At 57.9% G+C, this 15,237-nt stretch carries 11 protein-coding genes; 5 read left to right on the plus strand and 6 right to left on the minus strand.

The window, feature by feature from the left end; all coding sequences use genetic code 11:
• Positions 1–2: 2 nt before the first annotated feature.
• Positions 3–650 (plus strand): bifunctional 4-hydroxy-2-oxoglutarate aldolase/2-dehydro-3-deoxy-phosphogluconate aldolase, encoded by a 648-nt coding sequence (locus Q674_RS38740; protein WP_023009950.1) that lies wholly within the window; start codon positions 3–5, stop codon positions 648–650.
• Between the two features lie 69 nt (positions 651–719).
• Here the strand turns inward: Q674_RS38740 and pyk are convergent, their stop codons facing one another.
• Positions 720–2,168, minus strand: a complete 1,449-nt coding sequence (pyk, locus tag Q674_RS38745; protein WP_023009951.1) for a pyruvate kinase — start codon at positions 2,166–2,168, stop codon at positions 720–722.
• Positions 2,169–2,443: 275 nt separating this feature from the next.
• On the opposite strand from pyk, the gene edd reads away from it, so the two are divergent.
• Genes edd through Q674_RS38760 form a run of 3 tightly spaced genes read left to right on the plus strand, consistent with a single transcriptional unit; the run spans position 2,444 to position 5,819 of the window.
• Positions 2,444–4,264 carry a phosphogluconate dehydratase gene (gene edd, locus Q674_RS38750; RefSeq protein ID WP_031210482.1) on the plus strand — a complete coding sequence of 607 codons (1,821 nt, stop codon included), beginning with the start codon at positions 2,444–2,446 and terminating at the stop codon, positions 4,262–4,264.
• A complete protein-coding gene (gene glk, locus Q674_RS38755) occupies positions 4,261–5,226 on the plus strand; it encodes a glucokinase (RefSeq protein ID WP_023009953.1) in 966 nt (321 codons plus the stop codon). Before edd ends, glk begins: the two co-directional genes overlap by 4 nt.
• Entirely contained in the window at positions 5,223–5,819 is a 597-nt protein-coding gene (locus tag Q674_RS38760) for a uracil-DNA glycosylase family protein (protein ID WP_022991786.1), read from the plus strand. The genes glk and Q674_RS38760 overlap by 4 nt, the downstream gene beginning before the upstream one ends.
• Here the strand turns inward: Q674_RS38760 and glpD are convergent.
• Both glpD and Q674_RS38770 read right to left on the minus strand, forming a co-directional pair.
• Complete coding sequence (gene glpD / locus Q674_RS38765; RefSeq protein WP_023009954.1) at positions 5,803–7,242, minus strand: glycerol-3-phosphate dehydrogenase; 1,440 nt, start codon at positions 7,240–7,242, stop codon at positions 5,803–5,805. The two genes, Q674_RS38760 and glpD, sit on opposite strands and share 17 nt — an antisense overlap.
• 186 nt (positions 7,243–7,428) lie before the next feature.
• A complete protein-coding gene (locus Q674_RS38770; RefSeq protein WP_011785305.1) occupies positions 7,429–8,679 on the minus strand; it encodes a substrate-binding protein in 1,251 nt (416 codons plus the stop codon).
• A 200-nt stretch (positions 8,680–8,879) separates the two neighbouring features.
• On the opposite strand from Q674_RS38770, the gene Q674_RS38775 reads away from it, so the two are divergent.
• Positions 8,880–9,881: an FAD:protein FMN transferase gene (locus tag Q674_RS38775; RefSeq protein WP_023009956.1), complete on the plus strand. Its 1,002-nt coding sequence runs from the start codon at positions 8,880–8,882 to the stop codon at positions 9,879–9,881.
• A 20-nt stretch (positions 9,882–9,901) separates the two neighbouring features.
• Here Q674_RS38775 and Q674_RS38780 read toward each other — a convergent pair whose 3' ends face one another.
• Genes Q674_RS38780 through Q674_RS38790 form a run of 3 tightly spaced genes read right to left on the minus strand, consistent with a single transcriptional unit; the run spans position 9,902 to position 15,178 of the window.
• Positions 9,902–11,464: a hypothetical protein gene (locus Q674_RS38780; RefSeq protein ID WP_023009957.1), complete on the minus strand. Its 1,563-nt coding sequence runs from the start codon at positions 11,462–11,464 to the stop codon at positions 9,902–9,904.
• A gap of 12 nt (positions 11,465–11,476) precedes the next feature.
• The gene (locus tag Q674_RS38785) at positions 11,477–13,969 is read right to left on the minus strand and encodes a LamG domain-containing protein (RefSeq protein ID WP_023009958.1); all 2,493 of its coding nucleotides are present in this window, start codon (positions 13,967–13,969) and stop codon (positions 11,477–11,479) included.
• A 3-nt stretch (positions 13,970–13,972) separates the two neighbouring features.
• Positions 13,973–15,178, minus strand: coding sequence for a hypothetical protein (locus tag Q674_RS38790; RefSeq protein WP_023009959.1), 1,206 nt, complete (start codon positions 15,176–15,178; stop codon positions 13,973–13,975).
• Positions 15,179–15,237: the final 59 nt, after the last annotated feature.

Consider the following 15,237-nt stretch of genomic DNA (forward strand, 5'->3'; position numbering starts at 1 on the left):
CCATGAATCAACTGTCGGATTATCATCGCGAGCGGGTGCAGTCCGTTCTGGCGGCGTCGCCCCTGGTGCCTGTGATTGCGATAAAAGACCCGGACGATGCCATTCCGCTATGTCGAGCTCTGGTGGATGGGGGCATCCGGGTGCTGGAAATCACCTTGCGCACCGAGCATGGTGTGCGTGCCATCGAAAAGGTCAGAAAAGCCATTCCCGAAGCCTGGGTTGGTGCGGGAACGGTTACCAGTATTGCCCAGTACCGGCAGGTGGAGTCGGCCGGTGCGCAGTTTGTGATTACTCCGGGGGTCACTGAGGCCATTCTGGAGTTCGGTGTTACCTCAGAAGCGCCGCTGTTGCCAGGAGTTTCGACGGTGTCCGAGCTGATGATGGGGTATGCGCTGGGTTATCGGGAGTTCAAGTTTTTCCCGGCGGAAGTGGCGGGCGGTATCCCTGCGCTGAAAGCGTTCAGTGGGCCATTTCCCGATGTTGTCTTTTGTCCGACCGGTGGCATTAGCCGGCAGACAGCCAGGGACTATCTCGCACTGCCGAATGTCCGTGCTGTTGGTGGGTCCTGGCTCACGCCGGCAGAGGCTATTGCCGGTAAAGACTGGCAGGCGGTTTTGGAGATTGCCAGGGGGAGCCTGGGCGATCTGTAAGCGATTGAAAAAGAAACCCACCGCTGTGGTGGGTTTCTTGTGTCCGGATTAAGCTTGTGGCGGGCCTGGCTAGCGGATTTCGCTGCCGGCCCGTACGATTTTCATGGTGTTGGTGCCGCCCTGAGCATTGACGTAATCCCCCTTGGTAATCACCACCAGATCGCCTTCGCTGACCACGCCGCGCTTGCGCAGTTGCTCCACCGCCTCCGCATTGGTCTGCTCATTGGCAATCCGGGCCGAATCGAAAGGTATGGTCTGCACGCCGCGGAACAGAACCACCCGGTGCTGAGTGGAGTGATGGCGGGACAGAGCAAAGATCGGCAGGCTGGATTTGATGCGGGACATCAGTCTGGGAGTGGCGCCTGTCTCCGTCATGCAGATGATGGCACGGACACCCTCGAGGTGGTTGGCGGCGTACATGGCAGACAAGGCGATGGCTTCGTCTACCCGCTCCATACTCTCATGAATCCGGTGTTTGGACTGGTGCATTGAGGGGTGCCGTTCGGCGCCCAGGCAAATGCGTACCATGGCCTCTACCGCTTCTTTCGGATAGTCACCCACTGCGGTTTCGGCCGACAGCATGACCGCATCGGTGTAGTCCATTACGGCATTGGCGACGTCGGACACCTCGGCCCGGGTGGGCATCGGGTTGGTGATCATCGATTCCATCATCTGGGTCGCGGTGATGACTGCCCGGTTCAGTACCCGGGCGCGGGCGATGATGTGCTTTTGAACCGCTACCAGTTCGGCATCGCCAATTTCAACCGCCAGGTCGCCCCGAGCGACCATGACGGCGTCTGAGGCGAGGATGACCTCATCCAGAGCCTGGTCGTCGTGTGCCAGCTCCGCCCGTTCAATTTTGGCTACCAGGCCTGCTTCCGAGCCGGCTTCGCTCAGCAGTCTGCGTGCGATGTGCATATCTTCGGCGGTGCGCACGAATGAGACGGCGACATAGTCCGCGCCCAGTTTGGCGGCGGTGACAATGTCCTGCTTGTCTTTCTCGGTCAGTGCTTCGGCAGATAGCCCGCCGCCGCGCTTGTTCAGGCCCTTGTTGTTGGATAATGGGCCGCCAATAAGCACCTTGGACGTAATGCTGTGCTCGTCTACCGACATCACTTCCATCTCGATGCGGCCGTCGTCCAGCACCAGGATGTCGCCCGGAGCAACGTCTTCAATCAGTTGCTCGTAGTCGATGCCCACCCGCTCTGCGTTGCCGGCATTCTTGTCCATGCTGGCGTCGAGAACGAAGGTTTGTCCGGCTTCCAGGAATACCTTGTTATCGGAGAACCGCGCGATGCGCAGCTTGGGGCCCTGAAGGTCGGCAAGAAGAGCAACAAAGCGGCCCTCTGCTGCAGCGGCTTCACGAACCTGGCGGGCCCGGGCCATGTGCTCTTCGGCGCTGCCATGGGAAAAATTCAGGCGAGTCACGTCAACGCCAGCCTTGATGATGGCGGCAAGTGACTCCGGTGTGTCTGTGGCGGGGCCGAGCGTGGCGACAATTTTCGTGCGCCTGAGCATATGTGGGTGTCCTTATTCCGGGTTCGCCGGTATGGTCGAAGAGTCGACAGTGCCGGCGGTCAATGAAAACGGGTGCCAGTATATGAACTACTGATGACCCTTCTGTGACACGGTTTCACCTCGCTAGATGTTCGAGGGCTCCCGATGCCTGCTTTCGTGATATGTAGTAAAGTTACCAAAATAATGGCGATAATTTTTTGCTGTGTCTATGTTTTGAAGCGTTTTTTACTATTCTTTGTTCTATGTTCGAGTGAATCCGTAGAGGAGGCTGCAGGATGCATCCAACCATAGTGAAGGTTACTCAGAGAATTGTGGCCCGAAGTCAAGCCACGCGGCAAGAGTACCTCTGTCGTATGGCGGCGCTGAAAAAGAACTCCCCCCAACGGGGCACGCTGTCCTGTGGCAACCTTGCCCACGGCTTTGCCGCCTGTAATCAGGCGGATAAGAACACGCTCAAGTTGATGAACAAGGCCAACGTGGCAATCGTAACGGCCTACAACGATATGCTTTCGGCTCATCAACCCTACCAACAGTTCCCCGATATCATCCGCGAGGCGGCCCATGGTATGGGGTCGGTGGCCCAGGTTGCCGGGGGCACACCCGCCATGTGTGATGGCGTGACCCAGGGGCAGCCTGGCATGGAGCTCAGCCTGTTCTCCCGGGACACGATCGCCATGAGCACGGCGGTTGCTCTCAGCCACAACATGTTTGATGCCACGCTGTTGTTGGGGATCTGCGACAAGATTGTTCCGGGGCTGCTCATCGGATCGCTGAGTTTTGGCTATCTGCCGACCATACTGGTACCCGCCGGCCCCATGCCGTCCGGATTGCCCAACAAAGAGAAGCAGCGCATCCGTCAGCTCTATGCTGAAGGCAGGATTGGCAAAGAGGAGTTGCTGGAAGCCGAGAGCAAGTCATACCACAGTCCCGGTACCTGTACCTTTTATGGCACCGCCAACAGCAACCAGCTGTTGGTTGAGGTGATGGGGCTGCACTTGCCGGGTGCCGCCTTTGTGAATCCAGGCACACCGCTGCGTGATGCGCTGACCAGGGCAGCGACTGAACAGGTTATCCGGTTATCGAAACCTAACGGTGGAGATCTGGGGCTGGGCGATATGGTAGACGAAAAGAGCATCGTCAATGCTCTGGTCGCCCTGCTGGTAACGGGCGGCTCAACCAACCACACCATTCACTGGATAGCCATCGCCCGCGCTGCCGGCATCATCATTGACTGGAATGACTATGCCGAGCTTTCTGCGGTTGTGCCCTCGTTGACCCGTATCTATCCCAATGGCCAGGAGGATGTGAATGCCTTCCACGAGGCGGGTGGTACGCCGTTCCTGATCCGCGAACTGCTTGCTGGCGGATACCTGCATAACGACGTGCACACAGTGATGGGCCCAGGCCTGGAGCAGTACGCCCGCATGCCGGAACTCGACGATGGTAAGCCCGCCTGGAAGCCTGCAGCTGAGCAAAGTGCCATGCCGGAGGTACTCCGTGGTGTGGCCCAGCCTTTTGCGCCGGATGGTGGGCTCAGGGTGCTGGAGGGCAATCTGGGCAGGGGCGTGATCAAGGTCTCGGCAGTCGCGCCTGAGCACCATACCATTGAGGCCCCGGCCGTGGTATTCAACGATCAGAACGAGCTCAAGGCGGCCTTCGAGGCCGGAGAGCTGAATCGGGATTGCGTTGTGGTTGTGCGATTTCAAGGTCCCCGTGCCAATGGTATGCCGGAGCTACACAAACTCACCCCTTATCTGGGGGTGTTGCAGGACAGGGGCTACAAAGTGGGCCTGGTGACGGATGGCCGGATGTCTGGCGCTTCCGGGAAAGTGCCTGCCGCCATCCACGTATACCCCGAAGCGTTAGATGGCGGACCTTTGGCCCGAGTTGAAGACGGGGATACCGTTGTCCTGGACGCCCGCAACGGAACCCTCAGCATCAGGGTAGAGGATGACGTGCTGGCCGCCCGCAGGCCTGCAACGACGGATCTGTCCGGCTATCATACGGGCTACGGGCGGGAGCTGTTTGGTTGGTTCCGTCGTTCGGCAAGCAACCCTGAACAAGGTGCCAGTTTTTTCTGGAACCACGAGGCATGACAGAAGAACACTATTCTCTGGTGGGGGACATTGGGGGAACCAATGCACGCTTTGCTCTGGTGGGGCAGGGCAGTATAGAACCAGAAGCTATTGAAGTTTTGCCCTGCCGTGATTACGAGAACCTGGATCAGGCGGTGGTCACCTATCTGGAACGTGTAGGTGTGGCGTCGGTCAGGCAGGCCTGTCTGGCCGTGGCCTCCCCCTTGCGCGGTACCCGGGTGACAATGACCAACAATCACTGGCGCTTTGACATTGAGGCGGTGCGACAGGTCTTTGGCTGGTCGGCCTTCAAGGTCATCAATGATTTTACCGCCATGGCGCTGGGCGTGCCCCATGTACCGGACGCCAATCTGGTGCACGTTTGTGGCGGCCCGGGAGACCCTGGCCGGCCGAAACTGGTGATGGGTCCGGGAACGGGCCTGGGCGTTTCCGGTCTGGTTCCGATTCGAAATGGCTGGGTGCCTTTGGTGACTGAAGGGGGCCATGTGGATTTTGCCCCCACCGATGACACGGAAATGGAGGTGTTGCGCCTTCTTCGGGCCAGGTTTGGGCGGGTGTCGGTCGAGCGGATTCTGTGCGGCCAGGGTTTGCTGAACCTGTATCGGGCCCATGCCGAAATCCGTGGCGTGGCGGCCCCGCTCGATGCTCCGGAGAAGATCACAGCCGCCGCTGTGGACGCCTCCGATGCCTTGGCCGGGGAAGTCCTTCGGCATTTCTGCGAAATGCTTGGGCGAACCGCAGGCAATTCGGCGCTGACGCTGGGGAGTCTGGGCGGCGTGTACCTGTGTGGCGGTATGCTGCCAGGGTTTCTCGACTTTTTTCTTGGGAGCCCGTTCCGTGAAGCCTTTGTAGCCAAGGGGCGGATGCGTCCGCTAATGGAATTTACACCGGTTTACGTGGTGACGGAGCCCTATACCGGTTTACTGGGAGCTGCCGAAGCGTTAGGAAATTCTGAGGTATGACCGATTCTTTGATAAACCTGTCCTTTGATGAGCTGGTTCGGCGTGTTCGGGCCTGTCAGATTTGTGCAGGCGATCTGCCCCACGAGCCGAGGCCGGTCATTCAGCTTAGTGAATCCTCCCGCATTCTTGTGGTCGGGCAGGCGCCGGGTCGACGGGTACACGAAACCGGTCTGCCGTTTAACGATCCCAGTGGCGACCGGCTGCGCCAATGGATGGGCATTACCCGCGACACCTTTTACGATGAACAGAAACTCGCCATCCTGCCCATGGGATTCTGTTATCCGGGCACCGGTAAATCCGGAGATCTTCCTCCACGCCCCGAGTGCGCTCCGGCCTGGCGCCGGGCGTTGCTCGACCGCTTGCCGGAGATTCGCCTGACCTTGCTGATCGGTCAATATGCTCATGCCTGGCATATTCCCGGCGCAAGGCGCGCGGTTACCGAGAATGTGCGGCAGTGGCAACAATTCTGGCCTGATGTCATTCCGATGCCCCATCCCAGCCCCCGCAATAACCTCTGGTTGCGAAAGAATCCCTGGTTTGAAGCGGAAGTGGTGCCGGCCATTCAGGCCAGAGTTGCTAGCATTCTGAACTGACCTGGCCACTCCGGGCCATATACTCAGATAGCTCGCTGTATTGTTCCGGGTTAATGTACAGGCCCTGTTTGGTTCGCCGCCAGAGCAGGTCCTCTGGTGTGATCGCCCATTCGTGGGTCATCAGATAATCCACCTCGCGACGAGACAGGGTATCGGTAAACCAGTGGCCGAGATCGGCCATGTTCTGACAGCCTTCCAGAATGTGGTAGCTGCTGGTGCCATAGCTTCGCACAAACCGATGGATTACAGCATCGTCCAGCCAGGGGAAATCGGCCGCGAGTTCGGTGGCCAGCTGCTCCTGAGTGTTGAAGTCGCCGCCGGGCAGCACGGCCGTTCGGGTCCAGGACCGGCCGGCACCGGGAAAATAGCGACTGACCTGATCGGTCACAGCTTCGGCGAGCTTCCGGTAGGTGGTGATCTTGCCCCCGAATACCGAGATCAAAGGGGGCAGCGAGTCCTCGTCATCAACCTCGAATGAGTAGTCGCGAGAGGCAGACTGTGCGGTGCCACCCTCGTCGTCCATCAGCGGCCGAACACCGGAGTAACTCCAGACTACATCGTTGGCGGACAGTTGCCGGCGGAAATACTGGTTGACGATCGACAGCAGATAGTCGGTTTCCTCTGGGGAAATCCGTGCCTGCGACGGATCGCCCACGTAATCGACATCGGTGGTGCCGATCAGGGAGAAGCGGTCCTCGTAGGGGATCACGAAAACAATGCGCTCGTCCTGATTCTGAAGAATATAGGCTTCGGTATCCTGGTTGAGCCTGGGTACGACGATGTGGCTGCCCTTGACCATGCGGATCTGCTTGGGAGCTGGCATAGACAGGCTTTCACCGAACAGGCTGCTGACCCAGGGGCCGGTGGCGTTAACGACCACCTTGGCGCGGATGTTGTACTGCTTGTCCCGGTGGTGATCGTCCAGGATGGCGTGCCATTGCCCGTTACGGCGCTCGGCGCGGCTACAGCGGGTGCGGGTCAATACGGTTGCGCCTTTTTCAGCGGCCTTGCGAGCAGACAGTACCACCAGCCGGGCATCATCAACCCAGCCATCCGAATACTCGAATCCGCGGCTGATGTCTGGTTTGAGGGGCGAGTCCGGGCCAAAGGTAATCGAGCGGGAGCCGGGGAGCAGTTCGCGCTTGGCCAGGTGATCGTAGAGAAAGAGGCCGGTACGGATCATCCACGCTGGTCGCAGGTGGGGCTGATGGGGCAGGCGAAAACGCATCGGCCACATGATGTGGGGGGCGTTTCGTAGCAGGGCCTCCCGTTCACCGAGTGCTTCCCTGACCAGCCGGAATTCGTAATGCTCAAGATAGCGCAGACCGCCGTGGATAAGTTTGCTGCTGCTGGACGAAGTGGCAGAGGCAAGATCGTTCATCTCACACAGAACAACCCGAAGCCCCCGGCCTGCGGCGTCCATGGCAATTCCGGTGCCGTTTACGCCGCCCCCGACCACCAGAACATCGCATTGCGTGGGGGGAGTGTGAGAGTTGCCTGAAACCAGTCCTTTGTTATTTGCCACTGCCTGAGTGCTCCTGATAATCGCACATAACGCCTGTCATGGAACGATTATCAGGAAACTGCCTGGTCCGGTAAAGCGACCCTGTCACAGGCGGGTGGGCTTACCTGCCTCTTTGCGGCGTTGCTCCCACTCTTCGCGGGTTTGTGCGGCTTCATCACCGGGCAGGAAGTCGATGATCTCGAAGTAATCAGAGCTGAACTGGTCTGCCACCACGGTTTCACGAGGTTTGATCCGGACCACGTAGACGGTCTGGACATTCTGGTGGTCGAACTCGCGCCAGTACTGTTCATCTTTCAGGAAGCTGTAGCGATGCCCCTCAAGGGCCCGGATAACGGCGTCTGTGTTGGTGCTGCCGGCCCGTTCGACAGCATCCTTGTACTGGTAAACAATGCTGTAGGCCGAGGCCGCGGATGATGAAGGGCGCATTTCATAGCGGTCTGAGAAGGCCTCAACAAAGTCTTTACCGCGCTGGTAGTTGTTCTCGTAGGGCAGGTTCCAGACCCAGGGGGCGGCACCAACAACACCTTCCATGATGGTCGGGCCAACCTGTCTGACCATCCCCAGTGTCAGGTTGGGCACAACGATCTGCATTTTTTCCGTCAAACCCATTTCATAGGCCAGGTTCAGAGCCCGGACCATGTCATCGCCGAACAATACCATCATCAATACCTTGGCATCGCTCTCCTGGGCCTGTTCCAGCGCTGCGCGGAAATCATTGATCAGCGCCCGGGGGAAGGGGGTTTTTACACCCTGGTGCACGTCGGTGTTTTCGGTGTTGGAAAACTTTCGTACCGATTCTTCCACGGACCATCCCCAGGTGTAGTCTGAGGTGATGTAGAAAAACTTCTGGTCGGCGTGGTTACGATTGAGATACTGGCTCAGTGCCTTGGCCGTCATCCAGGCGTTGTAGGGCTCCCGGAACATGTATCGATGCCCCTCGGCGCCGGTGGTGGCATTGGAGTAGGTCAGGGTGCCGAAGTAGATTCGGTTACGATCCCTAGCGGCTTTGCCGGAAGCAATAGCGACGGCGCTGGAGACGCCACCGAAAACCATCTGCGCGCCCTCGCGATCAATCAGTTCGGCGGTATTTCTGGCGCCCTGGTCTGGTTCTCCACGGGTATTGCGAATCACCAGTTCGAGGGGCTGGCCCATAACACCGCCTGCCTGGTTGATTTCATCTACCGCCAGATAGGCGCCAAGCCGTTGTTGAAGGCCCTGGTCCTTGTATCTTCCGGTCTGGGGGTAATTCAAACCTATCTTGAGGGTATCGGCGAGGACGGTCGTGCTGGATAATAGCAAGACAGTCGCAAAGATCAGCGCGTTCCTTGGTCTCATTTACGTTGGCCTCCGTAACGGCAGCACAGCTGGTATGGCTGCGTTGCAAACAGTTATTTTGATTGTTTATTGGGCAACTCAAGTGTCAGCCGATACTGTCCGGCCAACAATGGGACTAAAGTTGAAGTTCCGGTAACAATTTGTAGGACGAGCGTTCGATCACACAACCGTTGCTATAAGGCAGGGAAACATTGAGAAGAATGACCTATTCGCGCTCGACTGAAAGCCTGTCGGTGGTGCTCATGGCATTGCTCGCTTTGCTGGTGGCGCTTCCGGCCAGTGCCGAGTGGCACCGATACTCCGACACGGCAATGACAACGCCCGTTGAGCTTGAGTTCTGGGCTGATGAAAGCGTGACCGCCGATGTGGTGGCCCGTGAGGTATTCGATGTATTTCACCGTGTTGATACCCAAATGAGCCGGTACCGGGCAGATTCTGAATTATCAGCGCTGAACCGGGAGGCTGGAAAAGGCCCGGTTAACGTCAGTGATGGTCTGTTTAAGGTGCTTCAGAAAGCCCGTGAGGTGTCCGAGCTGAGTGAGGGGGCATTCGATGTCACCTTTGGCTCGGTGGGTTACCTCTATGACTTTCGGGCCGGCAAGCAGCCAACGGATGAACAGGTAGCGACCGGGCTCACGCGGGTAAACTTCCGCGATGTCGTATTGGATGTATCCGGGCAAACGGTGGCGTTTCGCCAGCCGGGAATGCTGGTGGACCTGGGCGGCATTGCTAAAGGTTACGCTGTCGATCTGGGTATTGAAGTGCTGGAAGCCCACGGCATACGCCACGCCCGGTTGAGTGCTGGCGGTGATATGCGTCTGCTGGGGGACAAGCGGGGGCGCCCGTGGTATGTGGGTATCCGGGATCCCCGGTCTGGCAATGACAACGCGGTGGTGTTGCCGTTGGCGGATGTAGCGGTATCCACATCCGGCGACTACGAGCGCTTTTTTGTTGATGACGCCGGTGAGCGCGTACACCACATACTGTCACCGAGCACTGGCCGTTCGGTGAAGGGAGTACAGAGCGTTACGATTATTGGTGACGATGCATTGACCACCGATGGCTTGTCCACCGCGGTTTTTGTTCTGGGCCCGGAGAAAGGCCTCAAGATGGTGGAGCGCTTGCCGGCGATCGAAGTGGTTGTGATCGACGACAAACGCATGATGCATGTGTCAGAAGGGCTGGTTCCCCCAGAGCCGTAGTAGAGGCAACGTCCCTGCTGTCAGCCGTTGATGGTGCCGTTGACCACATTGGAGAACGCAATCAGACTGTCCTGCATGGTGCTGTTGCCCAGGCCGTGGCCGGTAAAGCGAGCGCCAAAATCACCCTGTTCGCCATGCAGTGCCATGTAGTTCAAAAGCACCGTTTGAACCAACTGGTTGACGTTGTTGGCGGCCGGGCTGGAACCTGTGTCAACGGATGCATCTGGACGCATGGAGCCGATTTGCCTTCTAATCGGGGTAGGGCGGCCCTTTGGATCGTAGATGAGGAAGAACGAGGCAGCCGTTTGTTGGTTGTCACCAGTCCATTCACCTTTGCCTCTGCCTTCCAGGGAGTCATCAATTCGACCATTACTGGAAACCGAGCCGTCGCTGAATACATACAGCATCAGCGGCGTTCCAATTCGTGCAGCGTATTCGAGACATGCCCCCATGCAGCGGCCTGCCTGTTCGTCCCGCCGCTCTCCCGTGCCTCGCTCACCAGTGTGGTAGTCGTATCCACCCATGGTGATAGTACCTGCACCAGCGTAGCCGTTAAGCACCAGTTTCATCACAGAGGCTGTTTTCTGGAATTCCCGATTCCCGTTGAATTCCGAGCTTGAGAAAATACCGGCCGGGCCAACGATGTCGGGATCGGCCATTGGATCAAGAGGGTTTGCCTCTTTGCCATAACGGTCTGCGAGGTCTGCACTCTTGAGATACCCGCACTTCACCAGCTTTTTGACCACCTCATCTGTGGTGATCCCAGCGTTCACTTTTTTCATTTTGGCGTCGCTGATCTGGTAGATAGACTCCATGACGGCCACAGCATCGGAGGGATCAAGAATTCCGATCAAATCGCCTACGTCTACCAGGCCCGAGGCATCAGATGGGCGGTCTACCTTGGTGGGCCTCACTTCGGGGTCTATCAGGTTCATCGGCGCCATGGAGTTGCCCCCGGATTCCGAGCTCTGGGAGCCTATTAACGTAAGTAACTCTCCGTTGGCGCCGGCTTTGTAGATTCCATACATCGGGTTGTGTGGATTGTTGCCAGTATCGTTTTCTGAGCGAGCGGCGATGATAGCGCCATCCACGCCTGCGCGTGTGCTGGCACTGGTGCTTTGCATAATACCTCTCAGAAAACCACTATCGGAATGAAACGCCAGGCCAAGCTCCTCGTTTACGAAGGCTGGGTCAGAAGGCAGCATGTCACCCGGAAGCCCGAGTTTGTTGTATCCCGCAGTGGTTAGAAAGTCCATCTGACCACCCGCTTTGCCCATGAGTACGTTGGAGCCCGCGATGTTGGCGCCGCCGGCCAGATCAAAGCAGATGAAGGGTATCTTTCCGGCACCGGACACGGCGATACCGCAGCTTTCTTTCAGATTCTCGAGATCGGATGACAGCGCTGCGGCTGCCTGACGTGGATTGGCGAACAGGCTGAAGACCGAGGCGCCAAACAGGGTGGCCGAACCTGCCATCAGTCCTTGGGAAATAAACTCGCGTCTGGTCCGCGGCTTGCCATGATCCTGGTGGAGGAGGGGGCTGCCGTTTGCCAAAGGTTTTTTCCGGGATTTGCGTATAAACATGATCGGCTTCCTTTACTGAACCAATGTGGTGGCGCTGCCAAGAACAGCGGCACAACTTGCCTTGACAATCGTCTTGGTGCGGTCATCTTCACAAGCATTACCACCACAGGCTTTCAACTTATTGATGAGTGCATACAGCTCTGTCTGGATCTCATTGTCGGTCGGTTGGGAAGCCAGATTATCTCCCACGAAATGGGTCATCAGGGAGCTTGTAATCAAACTGTTGCCGCCATGATCAAAAGCGCTTTCGGCCGGAGCAGAAAAGTTAAAGCCAGGGAACATAGTTGATCGGAGCTCGTTGTTCTCTATCAACGCATCGCAATACTGGATAGCCAATTGCGTAACAGCCATCTGGTGCGACGACAGGAAACCCTGAATATTCTCCACCGTGGGCAGTTGTTGCTTCACGGTATTGTAGGTGGCACTTACATCCGGATGCGTGGTGGCAACGCCGGTCATTCGGGCCATGGAGGCATTGATTTCATCAAAGGTTTTCAGACCGATTTCCGGTGACGCCGGAAGGTCTGCCGGCTCGGGCTGCGGCAGGGGCGCGGGCTCGGTACGGGCAAACTGGTTGCTGCCGATCTGATCAAAGGTCAGGAAGAACTCGTCGATTCCGGGGCCGCCCTCAAGCGCAATAATGGTGCCCAGAGGGGACAGTGGCTGGCCGATGCCTGGCTGGTAGAGGTCTGCATCCAGCACGACATCGAGGTTGGCCCAGGCTTGCCCGACAGTGGCTTCTTTGCCGTTGATGCCCAAGCGCATGCCCCTGAGCGGGATATTCGAGGGCTCGACGCTGTCATCCAGGCTGATGAAAAACGGACTGGTGAATCGGTAGGCGTAGCTGTCGAACTGGCTGACTTCAAAGACGATAAAGCTCTGTGGCAGGTCAATCAGGTGGGAGACCCCGAACAGCAGATAGAACTTCTGGCCCACACCCACTTCAAAGTTGGCCTGAATCTGCTGGGGTGTCAATGCACGGTTGTGAATGGCCACCATACGGATGGCCCCCTGCCACGGGGAATTGCCGTCGGTTTCATTACCCAGCACCAGGGCAAAGCTGTCGTCCCACTCGGTTAGCAGTCCGCCCTCGTCGGGATCAAGGTCGCCTGAAAACTCACCGTTGACAAAGATCTGTCGACCGGTCGTCGGGCTGTAATTAACCACCACATGCTGCAAGGTTGCTTGCAACAGCATATCGGCATCCTGAGTCGCAAAGGCGCTGTTCTCGTCGCTGGTGGTGGAGCGATGCAGTACTTCGTAACGCTGGAGCGACTGGCTCAGGGTTACATTGCGTGTGGTCGCGGAGCCGGAATAGGTGACGATGCGGGCGTCTTCCTGGGTGATATTCCCGGGAGCTACCCAGGCTTCGATGCTGTATTCACCGGAGGTGGTCAGTTGGGTATGGAGTTTTCGGCTTGCCGAGGTGCTGCCCTGGGCCTTGCCGGCAGGCACCACAAATCCTTCGCTGTTTTCTCCTGCGGGGCCAAGGTCGATGCCCCAGCCGCCAACCCAGTCAACGTTGCCGCTGAGCGTGAGATTGAGCGGTGGCTCAATACCGCTGGTGTCAAATGCAGTTTGCCCTTCACCCGCTTTGAATTCGTACAGGGCAATGACATTGTCTTCATAGCGACCGCCGGAGTTGGCCAGCAGGCCGTCGGCACTGAGCTCAACCGCCTTGCTGACCACAAGAGCAGGGTCGACAGGCGTTGCGCTCAGATCCTTGACCATTTCCAGAATCTTCATTTCCATCAGGTTGGCCGAGGCTACGCAGTCGTTATCCCAGCAATTATGGAAGTCAAAGCGCAGCCGCTGTACCAGGCGAGAGTCGGCGGGCACCGTGGCATCAATGCGGCTTCGGGCCTGGTCGTAGGCGGTGTTTACATCGGCACTGGCAATATAGGGTGTCTGACCACCATCGCTATGGCACTCGCTGCAGTACTGTTCGAGCACCGGATACACTGTGGTGGCGAACAGGCCGGGCTCGGCCGGCAGAGAAATGGTGGCCCCCGGATCTTTCAGGGCCGGTGCACGTAACTCGACGGTTTTGGCCGAACCTCCACCGCCTGCCCAGTTTGTGATGTAGGTTGTCAGGATGTCGGCGCAGGCAGAGTTGCTGGATAACCAGCAGTTATGGCCATCTGCCACTTTGGTTACCATCAGGGAGTCAGACGGATCCGAGAGATTTACAATCTTCTTTGCCTGGGAATAGGCGCTGTTGACGTCCTGCTCATTAACAAAGGTGGGCGACTGACCATCGGCCCCGTGGCAGGACCCGCATTTATCCTGGGTAACCAGATTGTCCCAAACGCTGCGTTTGAAATTGGACACATCCTCGGTTGCCGGAGCCGGACCACTGTAGACAATGCCGCCTGAGTTGCCGGAGGTGTTGGGAAGAGATTCTGTAGACTCTCCGCCACAGGCCGCCAGCAGCAGGGTGGCTCCCACAACAACGAGTACCGATTTCAGGGCTTGCGCCGGTGTGTGTGTTCGCAGTGTCATCATCTGTTACTCCCCCATGCAGTAAACAGCGGATTCAGCGAACACCTGCTTCAGGTTGTAGCCCTGGTTCGCGAAGCTGACAACCATACTGTTGACCTTGGCCCGGTCGTCACTGTCCGAGGGTGGGCGCAGGCATACATTCTCGAAGACTTTCTTCACCTGACACTGGGCGAAGGCCTGGGAGTGGGCGAATTCCCGACCCAGGCTTTTGGCGCCGTTGCCGGAGCCGGGCAAGGTCGGATCCCAACCAAGGCGTCGATTGGCACCCTGGCGCCAGTAATTGTCCCAGCGGTCGTCAGGTGTGACATAACCCTGCTCAAACGTCGCCGAATTGATGTGATATTTGCTCTGAACCCGGGTGCCGGTTACCGGATCTGTCGTGCCGACGGCGTTGTAGACCAACCGCCCCAATTCACCGTCGGGGTCGTTGTTCTGGTCATACCGGTAGTCGTAATAGGCAAAGGCCTGTGTCATCGGATCCATGCCGGTGTGGCAGCCTACGCAGTTATTGAGAAAAACCCGGCTGTCTCCGCCGGGGCTGCGAGAGACATCCTGCCGAATACGGTCGGTGGGCAGGGTAACGTCAGCGACCTGCTCCAGGTCGTTGCACATGTGGTTGATCAGGGTAAACCGGAACATGGCGCGGTTGGTGCCCGCGCTGAAGAATGCTCGGGCAGAGGCACGGGAGGTGATCACGCCGGCCGTGGCCGAAGATGGCAGTCCGTTGTAGCTGGACTGGCTGACCCGAATCAGGTTATCGCGCAGGCTGATGCCCCGGGATTCCAGTTCTGAGTAATGGTTGTTGTTGCTCACAGAGTAGGGCGGTAAACCGAGAGACGGGTCGCCAATGTAGAGCACGTCTTCAAAAAGGATCTTCCGAAAATCCTGGTCGTCACGAACCATGCCGACAACGGTGGCAATGTAATCGTTGAGAGGCACGAACTTGGACATGGCCTCGTTGGTCCATGGCGCAGCAAAGTTCTTGAGCGTGACATCGTAAAAGGCCGGATCTTCCATGGCGATGAACGCAGCGCCTTCGGGATTGGAAGGTATCAGGTCGGCCATCGACTGGAGGACGCTCTCGGACGGCGGAACGCCCGCAATACGGTCGTGTATCTGTTTGGCCTGTTCCCTGGCGCCTGCCTCAGCCAGGCTGGACACCATTCCTGAAAGAACGATGATACTGCAAGCCATGGTAATCAGGCTTGTCATCCTGTTCCGGGCGGTCATGTCCGTATCCCTCAATGATGGTTAGCATCCGCACATTAATG

The sequence above is a fragment of the Marinobacter sp. EVN1 genome (genome assembly GCF_000475375.1).
Classification (GTDB): domain Bacteria; phylum Pseudomonadota; class Gammaproteobacteria; order Pseudomonadales; family Oleiphilaceae; genus Marinobacter; species Marinobacter nauticus.

Coding starts and splice junctions, on each gene's coding strand:
- glpD (WP_023009954.1), bottom strand. CDS start 7,242: ATGGACGCCGCAGGCCGGGGGCTTCGGGTTGTTCTGTGTGAGATGAAC.
- pyk (WP_023009951.1), bottom strand. CDS start 2,168: ATGCTCAGGCGCACGAAAATTGTCGCCACGCTCGGCCCCGCCACAGAC.
- Q674_RS38760 (WP_022991786.1), top strand. CDS start 5,223: ATGACCGATTCTTTGATAAACCTGTCCTTTGATGAGCTGGTTCGGCGT.
- Q674_RS38790 (WP_023009959.1), bottom strand. CDS start 15,178: ATGACAAGCCTGATTACCATGGCTTGCAGTATCATCGTTCTTTCAGGA.
- Q674_RS38775 (WP_023009956.1), top strand. CDS start 8,880: ATGACCTATTCGCGCTCGACTGAAAGCCTGTCGGTGGTGCTCATGGCA.
- Q674_RS38740 (WP_023009950.1), top strand. CDS start 3: ATGAATCAACTGTCGGATTATCATCGCGAGCGGGTGCAGTCCGTTCTG.
- glk (WP_023009953.1), top strand. CDS start 4,261: ATGACAGAAGAACACTATTCTCTGGTGGGGGACATTGGGGGAACCAAT.
- edd (WP_031210482.1), top strand. CDS start 2,444: ATGCATCCAACCATAGTGAAGGTTACTCAGAGAATTGTGGCCCGAAGT.
- Q674_RS38780 (WP_023009957.1), bottom strand. CDS start 11,464: ATGTTTATACGCAAATCCCGGAAAAAACCTTTGGCAAACGGCAGCCCC.
- Q674_RS38770 (WP_011785305.1), bottom strand. CDS start 8,679: ATGAGACCAAGGAACGCGCTGATCTTTGCGACTGTCTTGCTATTATCC.
- Q674_RS38785 (WP_023009958.1), bottom strand. CDS start 13,969: ATGATGACACTGCGAACACACACACCGGCGCAAGCCCTGAAATCGGTA.